Here is a 22,098-nt window from a genome sequence, read left to right on the forward strand (position 1 = left end):
TCCCGTTGATCGGATGGGCTCCGGTGGCGCTCAGCGCCTCGAAGGAGGCGCCCGCGTCGGTCACAGCTTCGGCACCCCGGTCGAGAACAGCCATGCGTTCCACAGCGGACGCAGCGATTCGTCGGCGTAGTTGGCGGCAAGGCCGGTGAAGTCGTCGGTCACCACGGTGCTGTGCTGGTAACGGTTGGTCCAATCCCGGAGCAGCGCAAAGAACTTGTCGTCGCCGATGGTGCGGCGCAGCACATGCAGCGTGAGTGCGCCGCGCTTGTAGACCCGGTCGTCGAACATGTCGCGCGGTCCTGGATCGGCCAGCAGCAGGTTCTGTGGTGCCGAGGCCAGCTTCGAGTGGTAGTGGCGCGCCCACTGGTCGGCGGTCTGGCCGCCGGAATTCTCCGACCACAACCATTCGGCGTAGCAGGCGAATCCCTCGTGCAGCCAGATGTCGCGCCAGCGTCGCACCGTGACGCTGTTGCCGAACCACTGGTGGGCCAGTTCGTGGGCGATCAGGCGTTCAGAACGGCGGCTGCCGTCACAATGATTGGCGCCGAAGATCGAAATGCCTTGTGCCTCAAGTGGTATCTCGAGATCATCATCGGTCACCACGACGGTATAGCCGTTGCTCAGCGGGTAGGGGCCGAACAGTTTGACGAACAGCTTCATCATCTGCGGCTGGCGCCCGAAGTCGTGGGCGAAGTTGGCGCGCAAGCGATCCGGTAGGACCCCCTGCATCGGCACCTTCTCTTTGGGCAGTCTGTTGGCACCGTACATGCCGATCTGCAAGGTCACCAGATAGGTCGACGTCGGCTCCGGCTGCTCATAGGTCCACACGGTGTGCGCGGCACGGACCCGCCGCGACACCAGTTCGCCATTGGCCACCGCGCGATACGGGCTGTCGGTGCTGATCTGGATGCGATAGCTGGCCTTCGCGCTGGGATGGTCATCGCACGGAAACCACGACGCGGCTCCGTTCGGTTGCCCGGCGACCAGCACGCCGTTCGACAGCTCCTCGAAACCGACTTCGCCCCAATAACTTCGGATTGGCCGCGGCGATCCGCCGTAGCGCACACTGATCGACATCGCCGCGCCGGCCGGCAGCGGCGCGGACAACGCGATATGCAACTTTCCGTTCGAGGAGCTGAAATGGGCTGGGCGACGGCCGTTGACTGTCACCTTCGTCACCGACAGCGCGTCGGACAGGTCCAGGGTGAATGTTTTCAGCGAGGCCAGCGTTGCGGCGGTGATGGTGGCGGTGCCGGTGAGCCGGTTGATCGCGACCTTGTACTCCAGGTCCAATTCGTAGCGCGACACCCGGTAGCCGAAGTTGCCGTTGTTGGGCAGATACGGGTCGATGACGGGTGGGCCGCCTTTTTTGGCGGCCTTCTTGGCGGGATGTTTCACGCGGCGCTGTCCTCGGGTTTACCCGTGCTGCCGGCGTCCCGAGACTTCTTCCGCGAAATCACCCAGGGTGCAATGGGATTGCCTTGCCAGCGGGTCGACGGCGGCACCACGTCGCCGCGCATCACCAGCGACGCTGGGCCGACGGTGGCGCCCGCGCCGAGCTTGGCGGCGGGCAAGGCCACGCAATGCGGTCCCAGCGTGGCGCCCTCGTCGAGCACCACGGTGTCCATCCGCATGATCCGATCGTGGAACAGATGCGTCTGCACCACGCAGCCGCGGTTGACGGTGCTGGCACGCTGCAATGTCACCAGATCCGCCTCAGGCAGCCAATACGTCTCGCACCACACACCGCGGCCGATCGTCGCGCCCAGCGCCCGCAACCACAGGTTCATCACCGGCGTGCCGCTGGCCGCGCGGGCGAACCACGGCCCGGCCACGGTTTCGACGAAAGTATCCGACACTTCGTTGCGCCAGACAAACGACGACCACAGTGGTTGTTCACCACTCCGGATCCGGCCCACCACAAGCCATTTGGCGGCCACGGCGATGCCGCCGGCCAGCGCGCCCGCGGTCAGCAACACGATGCCACCGGCCAGGGCGGCCCAGCCGTAGTTGAACTTGTACGCCAGCGCCTGGAACGCGATCAACACCGCGACCCCGATCGCAAAGCTGACGATCACCGGGATGAGCCGGCACGTTTCGACCGCCGAGCGGAACACCTTCAGCCGCAGCGGCGGGCTGTAGGTCAGCGATGCGTCGGCTTCGTCGGCGTGGCGGCGCAACCGGATCGGCGGGCTGCCCAGCCATGACGAACCGGCCTTGGCTTTGTGCGGCGTCGCCGAGAGGACGGCGACCAGACCGTCGTCGGGCACCCGGCGGCCGGGCTGGGTGATGCCGGAGTTGCCCAGGAACGCCCGCTTGCCGACGGTGGCCTTGGCCACGTGGATCCAGCCGCCGCCGAGTTCATAGGAGGCGACCATGGTGTCGTCGGCCAGGAAGGCGCCGTCTTCGACGACGGTGAACTTCGGGGTCAGCAGCGCGGTCGAGATCTCGGTATTGCGGCCTACTTTCGCGCCGAGGAGCCGCAACCACCACGGGGTGAGCAGGCTGGCGTACACGGGAAACAAGTAGTTGCGGGCGGCGTCCATCAGGCGTTCGGTGGCCCACAGCTGCCAACCGATCCGGCTGCGCACCGGGTGGTAGCCCTCGCGCAGGCCGAGCGCCAGGATGCGGACCCCCAACACCGTGACCCCGGCGTACACGGCGAGCGCGGCCAGTGCGGCCACCGGGATCCACGGTGCGGCGGCACCGATCGCCGACATCAGCGTCGCGCTGTGTCGTGCCGGCCACACCAACACGGCCAGACCGACTCCCAGCGACACCAATGGCACCGAGCCCAGCAGCATTGACGTCACGCCGTACATGGCGACCCAGTGGGCGGCCCGCGGGGGCCGGTATTCGGGCCATGGGTGGCGGGCTTTGCCGGACTTCACCGCCGGTGAACCCTTCCAGAACTGCCCGTTCTTGACCCTGCCGACGACACCCGAGCCGGGCGCCACATCGGCGTTCTTGCCGATGACCGCGCCGGGAAACAAGGTGGTACGGGCCCCGATGGACGCGTCGTTGCCGACAGTGATCGGGCCGACGTGGAAGAGGTCGCCGTCAATCCAATGGCCGGTCAGGTCGACCTCCGGTTCGATGGACACCCGGTGGCCCAGGCGCATCATCCCGGTCACCGGAGGCGCCGAGTGCAGATCCACGCCTTTGCCGACCTTGTTACCCAGCGCCCGTGCGTAATACACCAGCCACGGTGCGCCCGCCAGGTTCTCCGCGCCGCTGGCGTCGGCCAGCCGTTCGGCCAGCCACACCCGCAGATGCTCCGATCCGCCGCGGCGGTAGGTGCCCTGCTCGAGGCCCGACAACAACATCCGCGCGCCCAGCACCGCGATGCCCATCCGCCCGATCGGGGTGACGAACAAGACGAAGGCCGCCACCACCCACCACCAGTTGACTGCCACCAGCCACGGCAACGGATGCACGGCGGCGGCCACATTGTTGACCAGAGCCAGCCACGTCACCCACTGCAGGCCGGTCAGGGTCGCCAGCGGAACCGACAGCAGCACCTGTGCTGCCTGCGTGGTCACCGGCGTGGGGTCGACGTCGCGCGGGGTGACCGCGACCGCGGGGGCGAGCTCGTCGAGGAACTCGGCCAGCGATCCCAACCGGGGATGGTCGTAGAGCTGGGCGACGGTCAGCTGGGGGTAGCGCTCCCGCAGTGCGGCCACCAGCTGCGCTGCCGAGAGCGAGCCGCCACCGAGGGCGAAGAAATCCGCCTCCGGGCCGTCCACCACCGCACCCAGGACGTCGCGCCACAGCCCGGCCAGCCAGCCCATGGTGCCACCCAGATCAGGCTCTTTGTCCTGGTAGCCCGGCGGCGGCCAGGGCAGCGCGGCGCGATCGACCTTGCCCGAGGTCCGGGTGGGCAGTTCGTCGAGCAACACCAGCCGTGGCACCAGGGCAGCGGGCAGGCTCGCGGCGAGGTGGACGCGGGCGGCGGCGAGGTCGAAATCCGGATCTGCGCTGGCGATATAGCCGACCAGCATCGGGGTGCCGCTGGCGGTGCGCCGCACCGCGGCCGCCCCGCCGCTGACACCGGGCAGGTTCACCAGAGCCGAGTCGACCTCGCCGAGTTCGATGCGGCGCCCACCGACCTTGACCTGATCGTCAGCGCGGCCCTGGAAGTACAGCCCGTCGTCCTCCAGCCGGACCAGATCACCGCTGCGGTAGGCGCGCGCCCATTGCAGCGACGGCATCGGTGCGTACTTCTCGGCGTCCTTCTCCGGGTCCAGGTAGCGCGCCAGGCCGACCCCGCCGATCACCAGCTCGCCGACCTCGCCGAGAGCGACCGGAGCCCCTTCCTTGTCGACGACGGCCAGGTCCCAGCCCGGCAGCGGACGGCCGATGCTGACCGCGCTTTGGCCGTCGAGCCGCGCCGCGCTGGACACCACCGTCGCTTCGGTCGGTCCATAGGTGTTCCACACCTCGCGTCCCTCGACCGCGAGGCGCTCGGCCAGTTCGGGCGGGCACGCCTCGCCGCCGAAGATCAACAGCCGCACCGCCTCCAGCGCCTCGGCCGGCCACAGCGCGGCCAGCGTAGGCACCGTGGACACCACGGTGATGTCCCGCGACACCAGCCACGGCCCGAGGTCCATCCCGCTGCGCACCAGGGCGCGCGGTGCCGGCACCAGGCACGCGCCGTACCGCCAGGCCAGCCACATCTCCTCGCACGAGGCGTCGAACGCCACCGACAGGCCGGCCAGTACTCGATCGCCGGGGCAGATCGGGCTGTGCTTCAGGAACATCCGCGCTTCAGCGTCGACGAACGCCGCCGCGTTGCGGTGCGTCACCGCCACGCCCTTGGGGGTTCCCGTCGATCCTGAGGTGAAGATGATCCAGGCGTCATCGCGGCCCAACGGCGCGGTGGCCCGCCAGCCGCGCGAGGAGCCCGGACCGCGGGTCAGGCCGGCCTCGGTGATGATGGCGACCACACCGGCCTCACCGAACACCAGCTCGGCCCGCTCGTCGGGATCGTCGGCGTCCACCGGGACGTAAGCGGCCCCGGCCGCCAGCGTCGACAGGATCGCCACGTACAGCGCGTAACTGCCGGACGGCATCCGGATACCGATCCGGTCGCCACGGCCGATGCCACGCGCGGCCAGCCACTCGACGCTCTCCTCGATGTCGGCGATCAGCTCGGCGTAGGTGAGCTGCACCGCGCCGTCGTCGATGGCCGCTGCCTCGGGGTAGCGATTGGCGGTGTCGTAGAGGATGTCGATGAGGGTGCGTGGGGGTGGCGCCTGCTCCGATAGCAGGTACTGCGGGGGAATCTCCGGCGTCGCCACGACTGTGGATCCTAGGCCGCGCAGTTGACATCGGGGTGCGGGACGCGGCCGGTGGCCGGTCGATCCTGCGCCCGGTTTGCTGCGGGCCGCGCTGACCTGAAAGACTGCGGGGGAAGAGGGGAGTATTCCTTCGTCGCGGTGTCGTCACCACGGCGGCCAACGCTGGCCGTCCGGTACCGCGGGCCGCTTCGGCGGTGGAAGAGACCTCGGACGTTTCTTGACGCCCGGAGGTCTCCCATGAATGTTTCAGCGCTCGAGTGGTTGGTCACCATCGGCGTGACGGTGGCCGTTCTGCTGTTCGACATCATCTTCATCGCCCGCCGCCCGCACGAACCCACGATGCGCGAGTGCGCGATCTATCTGTCGTTCTACGTCGGCCTGGCCATCGCGTTCGGCCTGTGGGTGTGGAACTTCCACGGCGCGCAGTTCGGCCTGGAGTTCTACGCCGGCTGGCTCACCGAATACAGCCTGTCGGTGGACAACCTGTTCATCTTCATCATCATCATGGCCAGCTTCAAAGTGCCGAAGGTCTATCAACAGCAGGCGCTGCTCGTCGGCATCGTGCTGGCCCTGATCTTCCGGGGCATCTTCATCGCGCTGGGCGCCGTTGCCATCCAGCAGTTTTCGTGGATCTTCTACATCTTCGGCGCGTTCCTGGTGTACACCTCCGTCAGGCTGGCTCGCAACACTGGGCACGACGACGAAGCCGAGAACGTTGTGGTGCGGCTGGCCAGGAAGCACTTCAAGACCACCGACAACTGGGATGGCCTGAAGCTCTACCTCAAAGAGGGCGGCAGGCGGCTGATGACCCCGGTGTTTCTGGTCATCGTTGCGCTGGGCACCACCGACCTGTTGTTCGCGCTGGATTCCATCCCGGCGATCTACGGCCTGACTCGCGAGCCCTACATCGTGTTCACGGCCAACCTGTTCGCGCTGATGGGCTTGCGCCAGTTGTACTTCCTGCTCGGAGATCTGCTCAACCGGCTGGTCTACCTGTCGCAGGGGCTGGCTTTCATTCTGTTCTTCATCGGCGTCAAGCTGGTTCTGCATGCGCTGCACGAGAACGAGCTGGCGTTCATCAACGGCGGTGAGCACGTCAGCGTCCCGCAGATTCCGACGCTGCTGAGCCTGGCCGTCATCGTGTTGACGTTGTTCCTGACGATGGTTGCCAGCCTGATCAAGACCAAAGTGATCGACAAACGCTGAGCAACCGGACTTTCATCGGGATTCGGGTCCGCGTGACTGCAACCGTTGCCGGTGTTCGCCCGTGGCCTTAGCGTGGCGGACATGCCGGAGTTGCGGGTGTTCATCGCCGAGACCGACGGTGCCTGGACGGAGTTGACGGAATTGACCGAGGGCGAGCGCCCGGTGGTGCGGTTGAGTGCCCCCGATCTGCAGGAGGCCGCACGGCGCCGCCGCAGGCTGCCCGCTGACGTCGCCGTCGTCCTCGATCTCGCGGTGTCGGTCGCCGACGACCCGCGCACCGCGCTGGCGGTGATCTCCGAGCACGAGGGCGACGCGGGCGTGCGCTATGCCGGAACGGTCGACGGGCTCGCCGGCCTGGTCGCCGACCTCTTCGTCGCCGGGGTGGCCGACGGCGTCACCCTGATCCCGGTCGGTGACGACGACCAGCATCGGTGGGCGCACGCCGCGCTGAGCCGCATCCAGGATCGATTGCGGATCTCGGCCGCCTGAGCTCCCCCGCGCCTACGCTGGGGCAGATGATCGAAGTACTTGCGGACGTGCCAGCAGGGGTGACCGGCATCAAGGTGTCGGGTCGGGTGAGCGGCGACGACCTGAAGGCATTCAAGCCCGCGATGGCCGACCTGCTGAAGGCCGGCGAGGACATCAGGATCGTGGAGGTCATCGATTCCGATTACGAGGGCTTCGGTCCTGGCGGGCTGGTCGAAGACCTCAAGCTGGGCCTGGGGGCCCTGTTCAGCCGGCACGCCGACTTCAAGCGCGTCGCGGTGGTCAGCGACAAGGAGTGGGTGGTGCACACCATTCACCTGGTGGGGTGGTTGGTGCCAGGCGAGCTCGAGGTGTTCGGTCTTGCCGATCTCGAACGCGCCAAACAGTGGGCGGCTGGCTAGCTACCCGCTCCGACGAACTCGCCACCACCCTGTGGCCACCGATTCGTCAGACCCGTCCGAGGTCCGACGAGACAAGACGGGGCAAAGGGTACCGCGGAGCCTCGTCGGCGAATGACACCCTTCTCGGTGACACCGTGTCGTTCGCTACCGATGCGCCGAATATCTCTGGGCGCCAGAGACATTGAACTTGTTGGCCCGCCACAGCCCGGATTCCTCGGTGTGCGTGGAGGGAGCGCGCGCAACGTCGGCGCTCGTGCAGACAGGTTTACGGCGAACTAATGTGCAGTGGTGATTCCTGAGGAGTATCGCGACTTCTTCGTGCGGCGGCGGGTGCGAGTGGGGAATGGGCGGGGCTGCGCGATGCGGGTCCACTGACGTCACTTCGTATTCTGGCGGGATTGGAGACGGGTCCCGGCGAACGTAACCAACGTGAATCGAATTGGGAGGGATGACGAATCATGGCTCTCGCAATGCGCATCATCCGGGGCGCGTAATGTCGCCAGGTCTTCGCCCCCAATAGGCAGTTCGGGCCGGAAACCGGCCGTGGAGCAGACCTCGGCCTCGATTTTCTTCGCACCAATCAAACCCACAGCTGTGCTGCGTGAGACGAGCCCGGTAGCGATCTGGCAGCGTCGCTCGATGACGTGGGCCGAACGGTCCGGCGTTGCACACACCGGGGGTGACCTCGACACTGAGATGCGACACGAAGACCCGGTAGCCGGATGACTTTTCCATAGCGCTGGACGGGGGCTAGTGGGTGGTGGAGCCGCACGCGATTACGGGCCGCGCACTCGTGCACTAGAACGCAAGAAATGTGCACCAACGAACGGACCGGTGGGTGGCCCGTCGCGCTAGCGTCGCTCAATGATCCCGGGAGGACTTGGCGCGAGAGATTGGATTGTCACGATGTCCACCGTGCGGGACGCAGCTCGGTCGATGCCGCCATGGGCGACGGATCAAGACCCAGAATTCCGTTGCATGGCAACGAGATAGGCGACATTCATGCCAAAGATATCGGACCGAGGCGGCAACTACTTCGACTGTCGGCCGCGTCCGGCGCGACAACCACCCGGTCGTCGAGCAGATCCAGAAGCTGCGACGTTGCCGCAGCAGCGATGAAGCTGCTCGTGCTGGGTGCGACGGGACGAACCGGCGCCCAACTCATCGCCCAGGCCCTCGCGCGGGATGACACGGTCGCGGCCCTGACCCGGCATCCGAGCGCTGGGGCAGCGACGAATCCACGACTGCAGTGGATTGCCGGCGATGCCACTGACCAAGTGGCCCTGACTGCAGCACTTGACGGCGTCGACGCGGTGCTGTGCGCGCTGGGGCCGAAGGCAACACGCTCGATTCTGTCGACTGATTTGATGCGTGCCACCATCGACGCTCTGATTCCGGCGATGTCGGCGCAGGGGGTGAACCGGGTCGTCTTGCTGTCCGCGCTCGGCGTCGGGCGCAGCGCCGATCACGCACCGCGGTCGTTCCGGTTGGCGTTCCGAACGGTCGGGCGAGCCATCGGGACCGATAAGGCCCGGGCTGAAGACTTTCTGGTGGCCAGCGATCTCGACTGGACCATTGTGTATCCGCCGTCGCTCACCGACGGCCCCCGAACGGGTATCTACCGCCACGGCGAAGCCCTGACACTGCACGGCATGCCCAGGATCAGCCGCGCCGACGTCGCCGACTTCATGCTCGCGGAGGTCCACGATCCCCTTCACCACCGTGGCATCGCGATCATCGGACCAGGAAAAGGGACTTAGCATGGGTGCTCCCACTTCCAGCAATACCGACGTACTCATCGTCGGTGCAGGTCCGGTCGGGCTCATGATGGCCTGTGAACTGCGCCGACGTCAGATCGCCTGCAGGCTCGTCGACAAGCTCACCGAATTCCCGAACACGTCCCGCGCCAACGGCTTACAGCCGCGTTCGATTGAGGTGCTGGACTCGCTCGGTGTGGCCGAGCAGGTACTGGCGGGGGCCAACCCCGTCCGCGGAGTCCTGGTGATGCGCCACGGGGCCGAGGTCGCTCGGCTGGAGATGGCGGTGCCGTCCGCACGAGCCGATCAGCCCTTTCCTCGCGTCGCCATCGTCAATCAAGCAGTGATCGAGGCTGTGCTGCGCGCGAAACTCACCGCACTCGGCGGCGGCGTCGAATGCGGCCGTGAGCTACTCGGCTTCGACGAGACCGCAGACGGTGTCGTCGCCGATGTGGCCGGTCCGCAGGCGAACTCGTTGGAACACATCACAGCTCGCTGGCTGGTGGGTTGCGATGGGCCGCACAGCGTGGTGCGCAAGCGGCTCGACCTGGCCTTCGAGGGCGCGCAGTACCCGCAGAACCTGATCCTGGCCGATGTCCATCTGCGCGGGGATCTTCCCGATGGGCTGGCGATGCTATGGCTGAACGACGAGGGCCTGCTCGCCGCCATCCCGTTTCGTGAACCCGGGGTCTGGAGGCTGTTGGCCGCAGTCGACACCGATGCGGCCGACCAGGTGCCGCAGGCATCGGTCGAGGTCTTCCAACGTCTACTCGCCGACCGGGGCCACGACACCAGCATCGAAATCGGCGAACCGTTGTGGCTGTCCAACTTCCGCGTCCATCACCGGATGGTCGAGCACTACCGGAAGGGCCACGTGTTGATTGCGGGCGACGCGGCTCATATTCACAGTCCGGTGGGTGGGCAAGGACTCAACACCGGCATGCAGGACAGCTACAACCTCGCGTGGAAGCTGGCGATGGTGATCCAACGCGGGGCACCCGAGGGATTGCTCGACACCTACGAAGCCGAACGACTTCCCGTCGCACGTCAGGTGCTGAAGGAAACCGACATCAATCAGCGACTGGTGATGTCGCACAATCCGGTCGCGGAGTTTCTGATGAACCATCTGGCGTTCCCACTGCTGAGCCACGCTTCGCTACGTGAGCGAGTCCTCGACGCCGCGTTGCAGCGCGGCTCGCAACTGGGTGTCAACTATCGGTCGTCGGTGCTCTCCGAGCAGCATGATCGCGCCGGGACCGGCCCTCAGGCTGGTGACCGCGCGCCTGATGGCGTCGTCCTCGATCAGTCTGGGCATCCGACCTCGTTGTTCAATTATTTCCAGTCTACCGAGTTCCGGCTGTTGATCTTCCAGGGGCACAGTGGATGTGGCGATGCGAACGCATTGGCCGACCTGGCACGGCGAACACAATCGCGTAGTCGAGGATTGCTTCGTGCACTGCTCGTCGTCGCCGAAGGAATGTCTGACGTTGTGTGCCAGGACGTGATCGTGTTGCGCGATCCTCAAGTGGGGACGCACGCAACCTACGGCGCACGATCAGCTGGTCTGTATCTCGTCAGGCCCGACGGCTACCTCGCGTTCGTCGGTCCCGCCACTGACGAGTCAGACTTGATGGACTACGTGAAACGGCATTTCGTCGGCAGTTGACGCGCGGCCAGGCGGTAACTCCTGCAGTACGTCTCTCCCCAAGGAGTCGCCGCCGGTGTCGCGCTCGCGAGCGGATGTATCGGCTATCGCTTGTGTTCGTTCAGAATCCCTTACTGGCGAGCCAGTCTAACGTGACCTCGGCGACGTCTCGCCATCCGTTGTCGATTGTCAGGGAATGGCCGCGGCCCTCGAACTCGTGAAAGTCGGTGTCGGACTTGCCCTTGGCATACAGGGCATACACCTCTTTGGTGACCTTCAGCGGCACGGTGTGATCCTCGGTGCCAGACGTCAACAGCAATGGTCCTCGGTCTACCAGGTGGGTGTCGACCTTGGCTGGTGAGTGCTTGGAGAAGTTGGCGGTGGCGTCTTCGAACAGGGGGCGCCCGGGCCCTGGAATGGTCCAGCGGTCGTGCAGTTCGTTGGACTCGTCCTCGCTGAGGGTGTTGCCGAACGCGTACTGAAATTGCTTGGCGCTCAACGCCACGGTGCGGTGTCGGTTTGCGGGGTTGCCCAGGACGGGAAACGCTGAGCGCAGTTGCACCAGGGGGAGTGCCGTGACTCCCTTGATGGGCGCTGGGTCGATCGCGACGGCGGCGACAGCATGTCCATTCGCGAGCAATTCTTGGGCGATCAGGCCGCCGAACGAGTGACCAACGATGATCGGTTTGACCTCGTGTTTTCCCGCCCCTATCAATTCGGCATAGTGGTCAACGATCTGCGCGATGCCCACATCGTTGAGGTCATCGGCGTTTTCCCTTGTCGTGGCGACCGTTTCACTGTCGCCGGGCCAGCCGGGCGCCGAGGCTGTGTAACCGCGCTCGGTAAAGAGCTCCATCCAGGGCTGCCACGCGCTGGAGTGGATCCACAGGCCGTGGATGAAGATCACGGGGTTGGCCTTGACGGATGAAGTGCTCATTTCTTGTTCCCTTCCACTGCATGGTTTTGGAGTCGAAATACTTGCCTGCAACTGCCCATCAAGGTGCTCCGCAGCCGCGAGTTAGAAGAACCGCCCACGCTGATCAACGCCCCATCGAGGCGGCCGAATTGATCTTGGGCGGCGGCTACCAGTTGCCCGGCGGTGGACTCTTGGGCGTTGTCACCGACGACCCTGATCACCCGGTCGTGCCTGCCCAGCGCATCGGCAGTCGTCTGCACCTCGGTCGGCGCCGATGGTGTCGGCCCCGGTGGTGGTGACTACGCCCATGCCGCCGTAGATGAGCCGCAAGTGGATCTGGCCTCACTGCGTGACTTCGACGCTGAGATGAGAGACGAAGCGCCACTCCCCGTCGAACTTGCGGCAGCCGTAGATGGCGTCCTGGGTGTCGTGCAATGTGTTGCCGGCCAAGTGACGCAATGACGTCTTGATCGTTGCGAGCCGCTCCCCGTAGAACACCACCTCGCTGCTATCGATGACGGTTCGGTCCACGCCAGTTGATGCGCCGAATTCTTTGCTGTACAAGGCGATCAGCTCATCCGGTGTGTTCAGGACGGTGTTGATGATCTCGGATGCTCCGGTGTCGACGACGAACAGGGCTGGAAGCCCCCAGAAGGACGGCACCTTGTCCAATTGGGCGCTTTGGCAGGCGTCGCAATACGCGCGGTAGCGGGCCGTGATCTCTTGGGCATCGTCGTCTTGGCTCATCAGGTCCACTCCTGGTCGCTTCGTTTCATTCACCGTCGCGGCCAGTCACAACTGTGCAAAGCCGGGTCCGTCCCACACGCTAGATCGGCGATGGCGCCGGGATCCGATCGTTTGTGCACGCTTTCATCCGATCCGTGCACGGCCTAGAACGGACTCGCTCAGGGCTCGGTCGGGCCTTAAGGTCTGTGTGCCCGTTGGCGGTGGTGAAGGTGTCGAGACTATTTACCAGTTCCGGATTGTGTTCTTGCGCAGCCGTTTTACTTCCGGGTAGCGGTCGACGAATCTAGGTCGGGCGGATTGTGCGCAAGCATGACACCAGTGTGCTCAGGCCTTGGACGAGGAGTCCTCTGCGACATCGTCGCGGCCGGCCAGCCGGCGCCAGTCGCGCGGGGTGATTCCGTAGGCGTCGCGGAAGCGGCGGCTGAAGTGCGTCGGGTTGGAGAACCCCCAGCGTTGGGCGACCATAGCTATGGAGCGGTGTCGGCTCTCCAGGCCGGCGAGTTCGTTGCGAGCTCCTTCCAGCCGCTGGGTGGTGATCCAGTCATGCAGACTGAAGTCAGCGCCGGCGCACAGCTTGTAGAGGTGGCGGACCGAGATATGATGCGCCGCAGCGATGATGGCTGGCGTAAGACCGGGGTTCGCAAGGTGCTTTCCGACGTAGGCGCGGATCTGTGTGAGCAGGGTAGCGGCCATGGCGTCGCGGCGGTGGCGGGTGTCGTGGGCGGCCGATGCCACCAACGCCCGGGCAAGCTCGATGCTGACAACCCCCAGCGCAGCGGCCGCGGGGTCTGCGCTCAGTGCATCGGCGTTGCGGGTCATCCCGAGGACGTGGTCCACCATCAAGTTGTAGATCGGGCTGGCGCGCAGGCGGGTACCGGCGTCGCGGATCAGATCGGCAGGGAGTCCCAGGTCGTCAAGGCGAACGAACAAGCATGTGCAGGCGCCGAGACCTGTCCAGCTGTACTCATACGGCGAGTTGTCATCGTGCACGAGAAGCGACCCTGTGTCGAGGATCCGCTGCTCCCCAGCCTGATCGAACACCGACTCACCGATCTGCTGCACGGCCAGGGACAATGTAGACGACGGGTGGCTCCGCGTGCGTTTGGCGGTGCGTATGAGGCGTTGCCCCGACATCGCCGATCGGAAGATGCTGGTGGAGCCAAAGTCCCACACTTCCATGCGGGCCGAGACGGTCGCTGCGGGGTTTTCGGGGGGGACGTAGGTTGCCACGAAGGATTCGTTCATCGCGGACATCACCGCGTCGGCGCGATCGGCCTCGGGCAGCTCATCGGTGTCAAGCACTACCGCCATGTGCATCCTGTCGTAGCCGCCACAGACTGCGCCGACGATCATCGACCTCTGACGTCACACCCTAAATCCAGAACCCGGACCACGCGCGCGGGCCGCCGTCGGTCCACAGCGTTCTGTGCACTAGTTGACAGACATGGGCCATCGGGGCGACATCGCCCCACCGTCCGGTACTGGGCGACTTTATGCCAACCATTCCTTCGGTGCCGGGCGGACTTCACCCAATCTGGCGCCAGATGGTGTCTTCATGCCATGTCCCTACGTGAGCGCGACGCACAGACGGGACATGCTGCTGGGCAGCACCACCCACTCTCTGTGGTGTGGTCGTTGCGCCCGGCCAGGTGACGCCAATCGCGGGGAGTGATTCCGCAGGCGTCGCGGAAGCGCCGGCTGAAAACCATGAACACTGGCGGTCACCATGGACCCTCTCAGCGTCAATATAAAACCGCAGGGCTAGCGGGGGACGGTTGAGCGATGCGCTCACAGGCTTCTGTGCGCAAGTTGGCGTATGTCGTGCACTACCGCGCACACCGCCACGCATTGATTGGCTTACGTTCACGGCAGCGGCAGCGGATCGATGCCATCGGGGCCGAGCTTGCGTCACCCGCGGGGGAGGTGCGCATGTCGGCTCAGGCGCCACCCACGCCGGTGGTGCTCATCCACGGGTTGTGGATGCATTCCAGCGGCTGGGAGAACTGGGTTGAGTTGTTCGACGCGGCCGGCTACCCGGCGATTGCGCCGAGGTGGCCCGGTGAGGCCGCCACTGTGCTGGAGACGCGTCGCCACCCAGAGGCGATGAACGATTACCGGATCGGCGCCATCGCCGAGCATTACCAGGCCATCATCGCCGACCTGCCCGCAACGCCGGTGGTGGTCGGGCACTGTGTCGGTGGGCTGATCGCACAACGCCTGCTCGGGCGAGGATTCGCCCGAGCCGCCGTTGCCATGGAACCCGCCCCGTTCCCCGGGGTCCTTCGGGTGTCGCTCGCCCAAACCCGTATCGCCGTCAAGTCTTGCGGCCAGCGCGCACTTCGGACCAAGACTTGGACGCACACCGCCGGGAGCTACCACCACAACGTCGCCAGCGCTCTATCGCGAGCCGAATCGGACCGGCTCTTTCACGCCTTCAGCATCCCCGCACCCGCTGTGGCGCTGCGGCAGGCGATGCTGGCCAACCTCGCAATCCATCGGGACACCACTGTGGACACCCGTAGCGAACGTGGACCCCTACTGATGATCGCCGGCAGCACCGACCGCACAGTGCCTGCTGCGGCTGTGTACTCGGCCTACAAGATTCAACGCCGCAACAGCGGGGTCACCCAACTCGCCATCTTCGACCGACGCGGCCATTCTCTGCCCATCGACCACGGATGGCGTGAAATCGCTGACACCGTCGTGGAATTCCTCGGCCACCAGGGGCTCTGAGCCGACGGACCGATGGCCTTGGTGTTCGTCTGCAGCCGCCGACTCGTGCACGAGAACGCACAAACCGTGCACCCATGAGCGCATCCAGGCCCGCTGGGCGCACTAGCGTCGCGATAACCCGTCCACCGAACGGCACGATGGGATCGCCGGGATTAGCACGGTGCAGCACGCAGCCACTCGATCCACGACGGAAGGGCAAACCGATGTCTGACCAGAAATCCGTCCACGAGGTCACCTACGATCTGCTCCGTACTCTCGGGCTGACGACGGTGTTCGGCAACCCGGGTTCCACCGAGCAGACGTTCTTGAAGGACTTTCCCGACGATTTCACCTATGTGCTGGGGCTGCAGGAGGCCTCGGTGGTGGCCATGGCCGACGGCTTCGCCCAGTCGACCGGCAAACCCGCCCTGGTCAACGTCCATACCGCCGCGGGCACCGGAAACGCGATGGGCAGCCTGGTGGCGGCGTTCAAGGGCAACACGCCACTGATCGTCACCGCCGGTCAGCAGACCCGCGAAATGGTGCTGTGCGAACCATATTTGAGCAACCCTGACGAGACTCTTCTGCCGCAGCCGTGGGTGAAGTGGGCCTATGAACCCAAGCGCGCGCAGGATGTGCCCGCAGCGTTCATGCGCGCCTACACCGTCGCTCTGCAGCCCCCAGCCGGCCCGGTGTACCTGTCGATCCCACTGGACGATTGGGAGAAGCCGGCTTTGGGTCCCGCGGTGATCCGCACGTTCAGTCAGCGGGTCAGCCCGGACCCCTCGCGGCTGCGGGGGTTCGCCCAACGCATCAACGCCGCGCAGCGGCCGGTGCTGGTGTTCGGCCCCGAGGTGGATCGCAGCGGCGCCTGGGATGCTGGGGTGACGTTCGCCGAGAAGGTCGGGGCTGCGGTCTACAGCACCGGGCTACCGGATCGGGCGTCGTTCCCCGAGGATCATCGACTGTTCCAGGGGCAGTTGCCGATGACCGTCGGCGGTGTCAGCGAGACACTGCGCGGTTACGACTTGGTGGTGGTGCTCGGTGCTCAGGTCTTCCGCTACTACCCCTGGGTCGCAGGAGAGTATCTGCCCGAGGGCACCGAGTTGCTGCAGATCACCGCCGATCCGAGACTGGCCGCGACGGCGCCGGTCGGTGACAGTCTGATCGGGGACGCGTTGCTCACCCTCGAGGAGCTGGTGGACCTGGTCGACGATCACAGTGGCCGGAACGTCCCGGCCGCGCAAAAGCTCACCGGTGACGTCGACCTGACCGGGTCGGCGCCGCTGTCGGCGGACGCGGTGTGGGCGACGTTGCGCACCGTCAAACCTGCCGAATCGCCGCTAGTCACCGAATCCACGTCTACTCAAGCCCAACAGACGCGGTTCCTGCCCACCACCCGCCCCGCGTCGTTCTTCGCCACAGCCAGCGGCGGCATCGGCTGGGGAGTGCCTGGCGCGGTTGGCATCGCCCTGGGGGACCGCGCCCGCGGGGTCAAGCGCACCGTGGTGGCCACCATCGGTGACGGGTCGTTCCAATACTCCGTGCAGGCCATCTGGACCGCCGCCCAGCACCGACTGCCGATCATCTTCGTCGTGATGCGTAACGGCGAATACTCGATCCTCAAGTCCTTCGCGGTTTTGGAGAAGACCCCCGGGGTGCCGGGGCTTGACCTACCTGGCCTCGACATCGGTTCCCTCGCCAAGGGCTTCGGCTGCCGAACGGCCAACGTGGACAGTGCCGAAGAACTTGCACGCGAGTTCACCGCAGCTCTCGACGTCGACGGCCCCACCGTGATCGTCGTGCCGACCAAACCCCAGCCCACGCACCTGGGCTGAGTTAAACCCTGACGACCAGTCGGAATACGTTCTGGTAGAGGGATTCCGCGACGGATACGCGGGCTAGTCAAAGCGGCAATACCGTTGAAACAAACCGCGAATAGCGTGACCGGATGCTGCGACGACGTTCGGTGCTGGTTGACCGGCTGGTCGTCCAGCAACCGGGCAGCCCGCAGCAGGCCATCCTCGACGAACTTCGCCGGGTAATCCTCGACGGCGCAACCCCGCCCGGCACGCCGATTCCCTTGGCAGAGGTGGCGGACCTCTTCGGCGTCAGCCAGATTCCGGTGCGGGAATCGTTGAAGACCCTGATCGGGGAGGGCTTGGTCGCGCACCGGTCCAACTCGGGATACACCGTCGCCCAGCTCACCGTCCAGGAACTGCGCGAAATGTACATCGTGCGTGAGACTCTGGAGGCGGCGTCGCTGGCTTCGGCGGTGGCCAACGCAACCGATGCCGACCGGGCGGCCATCGTGGCGGCCAATGACCTTCTGCAGCAGGCGATCGACAACGACGATCCGCTGACGTATCACCGCCAGAGCAGACACTTCCACCTCGCGCTCGCCCGCCCGTCGCGGATGTTCCGTCTGCTGCACATGCTCGAATCGGCATGGAACGTGACCGAACCCGTGCAATCGATGGTGCACGTCGCGCCGGCGCATCGGGCCGCGCTGCATGCCGACCACCGCCACATGGTCGAGGCGTTTCTCGCCGACGATGTCGAGCAATTGCTCACGGTTGCCGAATTGCACGCCCAGCGGCTCAACTCGGTGATCGCCACCTTGCCCACCGACACCGGGCTGCTTTCGGCGGATATATCTTCGACGCAATAGCCGGGAATTTCGGCGGAAACACCAAGGAAACGCGCCGCCGATAGCGTCCGGCCATGACCGACATCGTCACCACCCAGAGTGCGAAAGAACTGCCTCCTGGCGCTGTCGTCGGCGCGGGTGATCTCGTGGAAGCTGCCGGTCACCCAGTCGGCGGCGGACTGATCAAGCCGGGCTACGACCCCCGACTGACCAACGAAGACCTGGCTCCGCTGCGCAAGCAGAGCTGGAGCTCCTACAACATCTTCGCGTTCTGGATGTCCGACGTGCACAGCGTCGGCGGGTACGTCACCGCGGGCAGTCTGTTCGCGCTCGGGCTCGCGAGCTGGCAGGTTTTGGTCGCGTTGCTCATCGGCATCGTGATCGTCAACTTCTTCTGCAACCTGGTGGCCAAGCCGAGCCAGGCCACCGGGGTGCCGTATCCGGTGATCTGCCGCAGCGTCTTCGGAGTCTTCGGCGCGAATATCCCCGCCATCATCCGCGGGCTGATCGCGGTGGCGTGGTACGGCATCCAGACCTACCTGGCGTCAGCGGCACTGGATGTCGTGCTGCTCAAGCTGTTTCCCGGGCTGGCGCCGTACGCCGATGTCAACCAGCACGGCTTCATGGGGCTGCCGTTCCTCGGCTGGGGCAGTTTCCTTCTGCTGTGGGTGCTGCAGGCCTGCGTCTTCTGGCGTGGCATGGAGTCCATCCGGAAGTTCATCGACTTCTGCGGTCCCGCAGTCTACGTGGTGATGTTCCTGCTGTGCGGCTACCTCATCTACAAAGCTGGCTGGGGGGCAATCGATCTCAACCTCGGCGATGTGAAATACACCGGTGTGGAATCGATTCCGGTGATGCTTGGGGCGATCGCGCTGGTCGTGTCCTACTTCTCCGGGCCGATGCTGAACTTCGGCGACTTCGCCCGCTACGGCAAGTCGTTCGCCGCGGTGAAGCGCGGTAACTTCCTCGGCCTGCCGGTGAACTTCCTAGTGTTCTCGATCCTGGTGGTCGTCACCGCGTCGCTGACGGTGCCGGTGTTCGGTGAGCTGATCACCGATCCGGTCACGACCGTAGCGAAGATCGACTCGACGTTCGCGATTGTCCTGGGCGCGTTGACATTCACCATCGCCACGATCGGCATCAACATCGTCGCGAACTTCATATCGCCCGCATTCGATTTTTCCAACGTCAGCCCGCAGCGGATCAGTTGGCGCGCCGGCGGCATGATCGCCGCGGTCGGCTCGGTGCTCATCACCCCGTGGAACCTGTACAACAACCCGGAGGTCATCCATTACACCCTGGAGACTCTCGGCGCGTTCATCGGCCCGCTGTTCGGGGTGCTGATCGGTCACTACTACCTGATCCACAAGCAGAAGGTGATCATCGACGATCTGTTCACCCTGGCCGAGGACGGAACCTACTGGTACAAGAAGGGTTACAACCCGGCGGCCGTGATCGCCACGGCGGTCTCGGCGGTGGTCGCGGTCATCCCGGTGCTGGCGGTCGGCGTGCCGGGCATGCACACCGCCGCACAGTACAGCTGGTTCATCGGATGCGGGCTGGGGCTGGCGATCTACTACGTCCTGGCGACCCGCAGCAAGCTGGCCGTCGCACCGATCCCGTGACCCGGATCTGGTTGATCAATCCCAATACCACCCAGGCCATGACCGACGCGATCGCCGAATGCGCCAGGGCAGTGGTGGGCGCCGACGTGGTCGTCACCGGCGTCACCTCCGAGATCGGGCCGGAGTCGATCGAGAGCTACTACGACGAAGCGCTGTCGGTGCCGGGTGTGTTGCAGGCGGTGCACCGGGGTGAACGTGAAGGTGTCGACGGCTATGTAATCGCCTGCTTCGGCGATCCAGGCCTGGACGCCGCCCGCGAAGTTGCGGCCGGTCCGGTCATCGGTATCGCCGAGGCCGCGATGCAGGCCGCCAGTCATCTGGGCACCGGTTTCAGCATCGTCACGACCTTGGCCCGAACCATCGGGCAGTCAGCTCACCTCGCGGAACGCTATGGTATGCAACGGTTCTGCCGTGGCATTCACGCCTGCGAGATCCCGGTGCTCGAGCTGGACACTGACCCCAACGCGCGCAAGGTGATCACCGAGGCATGCCGCGAGGCCATCGAGGTCGATCACTCCGATGCTGTGGTGCTGGGCTGCGCCGGGATGGCCGACATGTGCGCGGCGATCTCGGCTGAGCTGGGTGTGCCGGTGGTAGACGGGGTCACCGCCGCGACGCTGACGGTGCACTCACTGGTCAGAATGGGTTTGCGTACGTCGAAACGAGGGGAGTACGCAACCCCACGGGTGAAGCGCTACACACCGGGATCCCCAACGGCGGGGTGAACGGTGCGCCAGTGTTCGGCGATCTCGATACGGCGGGCGATCCAGACTCCGTCGTGGGACTGGACGTGGTCGCAGAACCGCTCCAGTGCCGCCGTGCGGGCCGGCCGCCCGACCAGCCGGCAGTGCAGGCCGATCGAGAGCATCTTGGGGGCGCCCGCGCGGCCTTCGGCGTAGAGCACGTCGAACGCGTCGCGAAGGTGGGCGAAGAATTCGTCGCCGTTGGAAAAGCCTGCGGCAGAGGCGAATCGCATGTCGTTAGTATCCAGCGTATAGGGCACGACGAGGTGGTTGTGCTCGTGCACCCGCACCCAGTACGGCAGGTCGTCGGCATAGGAGTCGGAGTCATAGGCGAAACCGCCGTGTTCGACAACAAGCTCGCGGGTGTTCGGTGAGTCGCGGCCGGTGTACCAGCCCAGCGGTGCCGCCCCGGTGAGGTCTCGCAGGATCTGCACGGCTTGGGCTATGTGGGCGCGCTCGGTCTCCCGGTCGATCAGTTGGTATGACTTCCAGCGCAGGCCATGGCAGGCGATCTCGTGGCCGAGTTCGCCGAATGCGGCCACCGCCTCAGGGTTTCGTTGCAGGGCGACGGCCACGGCGAAAATGGTCAGCGGGATGCCGCGCCGCTCGAATACTCGAAGCAGCCGCCACAGGCCGGCCCGTGAGCCGTACTCGTAGAGCGACTCCATGCTTTTGTGCCGGTTGGGAAACGCGTCGGCAGGCGTCATCTCGGACAAGAACGTCTCGGAGGTGGGGTCGCCGTCGAGAACGGAATTCTCCGCGCCCTCTTCGTAATTCAGTACGAACTGCACGGCGATCGCGGCGTCGCCGGGCCAGTGCGGATGCGGGGGGATGCGGCCGTATCCGACCATGTCTCTCGGGTAGCTCATGGCTGGTCGCTGGCCGCCCACTTGTCGCGCACCGCCTGCAGCCCCTCGTCGGTGAGGCGGCCGAACAATCGAAGCCGTGCCATGCCGCCGTCGGGATAGATGTCCAGGCGGGCCTCGGTCACCGGCTGCTGCGCGGAGAGCAGAAAGCGGTGCCGGGTGTCGGGTTGCAGTGTGGTGGTCGGCAGCAGCTCGAACCAGTCGCCTGCGCCGTCGCGGCCCATCAGCCGGGCGGCACCGGGTGCGTTGCCGAGGAAATACGACGTGTCCAGCTCGGCCGCGGTCAGCACCCCCTGGCTGGCCAGCCGAACCTGCACCCAGTCGTTACCGGTGTCGCGCCGGCGGGAGGTCTCCCACCCTTCGCCCATAGTGCGGGCTGTGCCGGGCAGCAGCAGGTTGTTGGGGGAGGAGTAGAACATGTTGGAGCAGGCGCTGACTCGGGCGCCGTTCTCCAGGGCGGCAAGGTCCAGGGGTATGCCGTCGGCTAGGCGCGGGTCGAGCAGGCCTTCACCGTGGACCCGGAAGCGTGCCACACCGCCGTCTGGGTAGATCGACAGCCGGACGTGGGTCCACCGCGCAGATGAGTTGACCTTGAACGGGTTCCGGGTATCGCCGTTCACCTTGGTGCGCTCGACGATGGTGGTCCAGTCGGTCTTGTGGACCAGGTCTTCGACGTTCGGATAGCCGTCGACGCGCGCCGCCTCCACCGAGATGCGGGGTGGATAGTTGCCGGTGAACCACGCGGTGTCGACGACCACGCCACCGACGATCGCCGGCACCGCCAGCCGCACGATGGCGCTGTCGCAATCGTCAGGGCCGATATCGCGGCGGCGCCGGGTCTCCCAGCCGTCGTAGATCTGGCCCTTGTGTCCGAACGTGGCCGGCCGGAACTCCGCCGCCTGCGGCTTGATCAGGTTCTCCCGCTCGGCGAACAGGTCGTCGTTAGCCCACAGCACCGAGCCACCGGCCGGGCGGGCCGCTAGATCGGGGAGTGACAGAAAGTGTGCCTGCGTTGGGTTCTGCGCGCCGCCGATCACCGTTCGA

Annotated in this window: 17 protein-coding genes; 10 read left to right on the forward strand and 7 right to left on the reverse strand. The window is 65.7% G+C overall.

The features are described from left to right. Positions 1 to 60: 60 nt before the first annotated feature. Positions 61 to 1,398 carry a M1 family metallopeptidase gene (locus CG716_RS11920; protein WP_094479691.1) on the reverse strand — a complete coding sequence of 446 codons (1,338 nt, stop codon included), beginning with the start codon at positions 1,396 to 1,398 and terminating at the stop codon, positions 61 to 63. Next, positions 1,395 to 5,300 carry a Pls/PosA family non-ribosomal peptide synthetase gene (locus CG716_RS11925; protein ID WP_094479693.1) on the reverse strand — a complete coding sequence of 1,302 codons (3,906 nt, stop codon included), beginning with the start codon at positions 5,298 to 5,300 and terminating at the stop codon, positions 1,395 to 1,397. The genes CG716_RS11920 and CG716_RS11925 overlap by 4 nt, the downstream gene beginning before the upstream one ends. A 237-nt stretch (positions 5,301 to 5,537) precedes the next feature. Here CG716_RS11925 and CG716_RS11930 point away from each other — a divergent pair, with 237 nt between their 5' ends. From CG716_RS11930 to CG716_RS11955, 5 genes are all read left to right on the forward strand, one after another. Continuing rightward, positions 5,538 to 6,506: a TerC family protein gene (locus tag CG716_RS11930; RefSeq protein WP_094479695.1), complete on the forward strand. Its 969-nt coding sequence runs from the start codon at positions 5,538 to 5,540 to the stop codon at positions 6,504 to 6,506. 81 nt (positions 6,507 to 6,587) lie between these two features. Beyond that, positions 6,588 to 6,995: a hypothetical protein gene (locus CG716_RS11935; RefSeq protein WP_094479697.1), complete on the forward strand. Its 408-nt coding sequence runs from the start codon at positions 6,588 to 6,590 to the stop codon at positions 6,993 to 6,995. 26 nt (positions 6,996 to 7,021) lie between these two features. Then, positions 7,022 to 7,393, forward strand: a complete 372-nt coding sequence (locus CG716_RS11940; RefSeq protein ID WP_094479699.1) for a SpoIIAA family protein — start codon at positions 7,022 to 7,024, stop codon at positions 7,391 to 7,393. Between the two features lie 1,115 nt (positions 7,394 to 8,508). Continuing rightward, on the forward strand, positions 8,509 to 9,153 hold the full coding sequence (locus CG716_RS11950; protein ID WP_165774118.1) for an NAD(P)-dependent oxidoreductase: 645 nt from the start codon (positions 8,509 to 8,511) through the stop codon (positions 9,151 to 9,153). Position 9,154: 1 nt separating this feature from the next. Continuing rightward, the gene (locus tag CG716_RS11955) at positions 9,155 to 10,816 is read left to right on the forward strand and encodes an FAD-dependent monooxygenase (RefSeq protein WP_094479705.1); all 1,662 of its coding nucleotides are present in this window, start codon (positions 9,155 to 9,157) and stop codon (positions 10,814 to 10,816) included. A gap of 100 nt (positions 10,817 to 10,916) precedes the next feature. Here CG716_RS11955 and CG716_RS11960 read toward each other — a convergent pair whose 3' ends face one another. The 3 genes from CG716_RS11960 to CG716_RS11975 form a co-directional block, all read right to left on the reverse strand. Continuing rightward, complete coding sequence (locus CG716_RS11960) at positions 10,917 to 11,732, reverse strand: alpha/beta hydrolase (RefSeq protein WP_094479707.1); 816 nt, start codon at positions 11,730 to 11,732, stop codon at positions 10,917 to 10,919. A gap of 321 nt (positions 11,733 to 12,053) precedes the next feature. Then, on the reverse strand, positions 12,054 to 12,458 hold the full coding sequence (locus CG716_RS11970) for a DUF6841 family protein (RefSeq protein WP_133066926.1): 405 nt from the start codon (positions 12,456 to 12,458) through the stop codon (positions 12,054 to 12,056). Between the two features lie 324 nt (positions 12,459 to 12,782). After that, entirely contained in the window at positions 12,783 to 13,769 is a 987-nt protein-coding gene (locus tag CG716_RS11975) for a helix-turn-helix domain-containing protein (protein ID WP_094479862.1), read from the reverse strand. 618 nt (positions 13,770 to 14,387) lie between these two features. Between CG716_RS11975 and CG716_RS11980 the strand changes: the two genes are divergently transcribed. The 5 genes from CG716_RS11980 (at position 14,388) to CG716_RS12000 (ending at position 20,170) form a co-directional block, all read left to right on the forward strand. After that, positions 14,388 to 15,191, forward strand: coding sequence for an alpha/beta hydrolase (locus CG716_RS11980; protein WP_094479864.1), 804 nt, complete (start codon positions 14,388 to 14,390; stop codon positions 15,189 to 15,191). A 203-nt stretch (positions 15,192 to 15,394) separates the two neighbouring features. Next, entirely contained in the window at positions 15,395 to 17,008 is a 1,614-nt protein-coding gene (gene mdlC / locus CG716_RS11985; RefSeq protein ID WP_094479713.1) for a benzoylformate decarboxylase, read from the forward strand. Positions 17,009 to 17,121: 113 nt separating this feature from the next. After that, positions 17,122 to 17,841, forward strand: a complete 720-nt coding sequence (locus CG716_RS11990; protein ID WP_094479715.1) for a GntR family transcriptional regulator — start codon at positions 17,122 to 17,124, stop codon at positions 17,839 to 17,841. 53 nt (positions 17,842 to 17,894) lie between these two features. Further along, positions 17,895 to 19,445 (forward strand): NCS1 family nucleobase:cation symporter-1, encoded by a 1,551-nt coding sequence (locus CG716_RS11995; protein ID WP_094479717.1) that lies wholly within the window; start codon positions 17,895 to 17,897, stop codon positions 19,443 to 19,445. Continuing rightward, positions 19,442 to 20,170, forward strand: coding sequence for an aspartate/glutamate racemase family protein (locus tag CG716_RS12000; protein ID WP_272938274.1), 729 nt, complete (start codon positions 19,442 to 19,444; stop codon positions 20,168 to 20,170). The genes CG716_RS11995 and CG716_RS12000 overlap by 4 nt, the downstream gene beginning before the upstream one ends. Here the strand turns inward: CG716_RS12000 and puuE are convergent. Both puuE and alc read right to left on the reverse strand, forming a co-directional pair. Further along, positions 20,140 to 21,057, reverse strand: coding sequence for an allantoinase PuuE (gene puuE, locus CG716_RS12005; protein WP_094479866.1), 918 nt, complete (start codon positions 21,055 to 21,057; stop codon positions 20,140 to 20,142). The genes CG716_RS12000 and puuE overlap by 31 nt on opposite strands. After that, complete coding sequence (gene alc / locus CG716_RS12010) at positions 21,054 to 22,088, reverse strand: allantoicase (RefSeq protein ID WP_165774127.1); 1,035 nt, start codon at positions 22,086 to 22,088, stop codon at positions 21,054 to 21,056. The genes puuE and alc overlap by 4 nt, the downstream gene beginning before the upstream one ends. Positions 22,089 to 22,098: the final 10 nt, after the last annotated feature.

Source organism: Mycolicibacterium sphagni (assembly GCF_002250655.1).
GTDB lineage: Bacteria > Actinomycetota > Actinomycetes > Mycobacteriales > Mycobacteriaceae > Mycobacterium > Mycobacterium sphagni.

Bases quoted from the DNA above. Each gene is read 5' to 3' on its own strand.
- CG716_RS11995 (WP_094479717.1), top strand. From the start codon at position 17,895: ATGACCGACATCGTCACCACCCAGAGTGCGAAAGAACTGCCTCCTGGC.
- CG716_RS11950 (WP_165774118.1), top strand. From the start codon at position 8,509: ATGAAGCTGCTCGTGCTGGGTGCGACGGGACGAACCGGCGCCCAACTC.
- CG716_RS11990 (WP_094479715.1), top strand. From the start codon at position 17,122: ATGCTGCGACGACGTTCGGTGCTGGTTGACCGGCTGGTCGTCCAGCAA.
- CG716_RS11940 (WP_094479699.1), top strand. From the start codon at position 7,022: ATGATCGAAGTACTTGCGGACGTGCCAGCAGGGGTGACCGGCATCAAG.
- CG716_RS11930 (WP_094479695.1), top strand. From the start codon at position 5,538: ATGAATGTTTCAGCGCTCGAGTGGTTGGTCACCATCGGCGTGACGGTG.
- CG716_RS11955 (WP_094479705.1), top strand. From the start codon at position 9,155: ATGGGTGCTCCCACTTCCAGCAATACCGACGTACTCATCGTCGGTGCA.
- CG716_RS11960 (WP_094479707.1), bottom strand. From the start codon at position 11,732: ATGAGCACTTCATCCGTCAAGGCCAACCCCGTGATCTTCATCCACGGC.
- CG716_RS11980 (WP_094479864.1), top strand. From the start codon at position 14,388: ATGTCGGCTCAGGCGCCACCCACGCCGGTGGTGCTCATCCACGGGTTG.
- mdlC (WP_094479713.1), top strand. From the start codon at position 15,395: ATGTCTGACCAGAAATCCGTCCACGAGGTCACCTACGATCTGCTCCGT.
- puuE (WP_094479866.1), bottom strand. From the start codon at position 21,057: ATGAGCTACCCGAGAGACATGGTCGGATACGGCCGCATCCCCCCGCAT.
- CG716_RS11935 (WP_094479697.1), top strand. From the start codon at position 6,588: ATGCCGGAGTTGCGGGTGTTCATCGCCGAGACCGACGGTGCCTGGACG.
- CG716_RS11975 (WP_094479862.1), bottom strand. From the start codon at position 13,769: ATGGCGGTAGTGCTTGACACCGATGAGCTGCCCGAGGCCGATCGCGCC.
- CG716_RS11970 (WP_133066926.1), bottom strand. From the start codon at position 12,458: ATGAGCCAAGACGACGATGCCCAAGAGATCACGGCCCGCTACCGCGCG.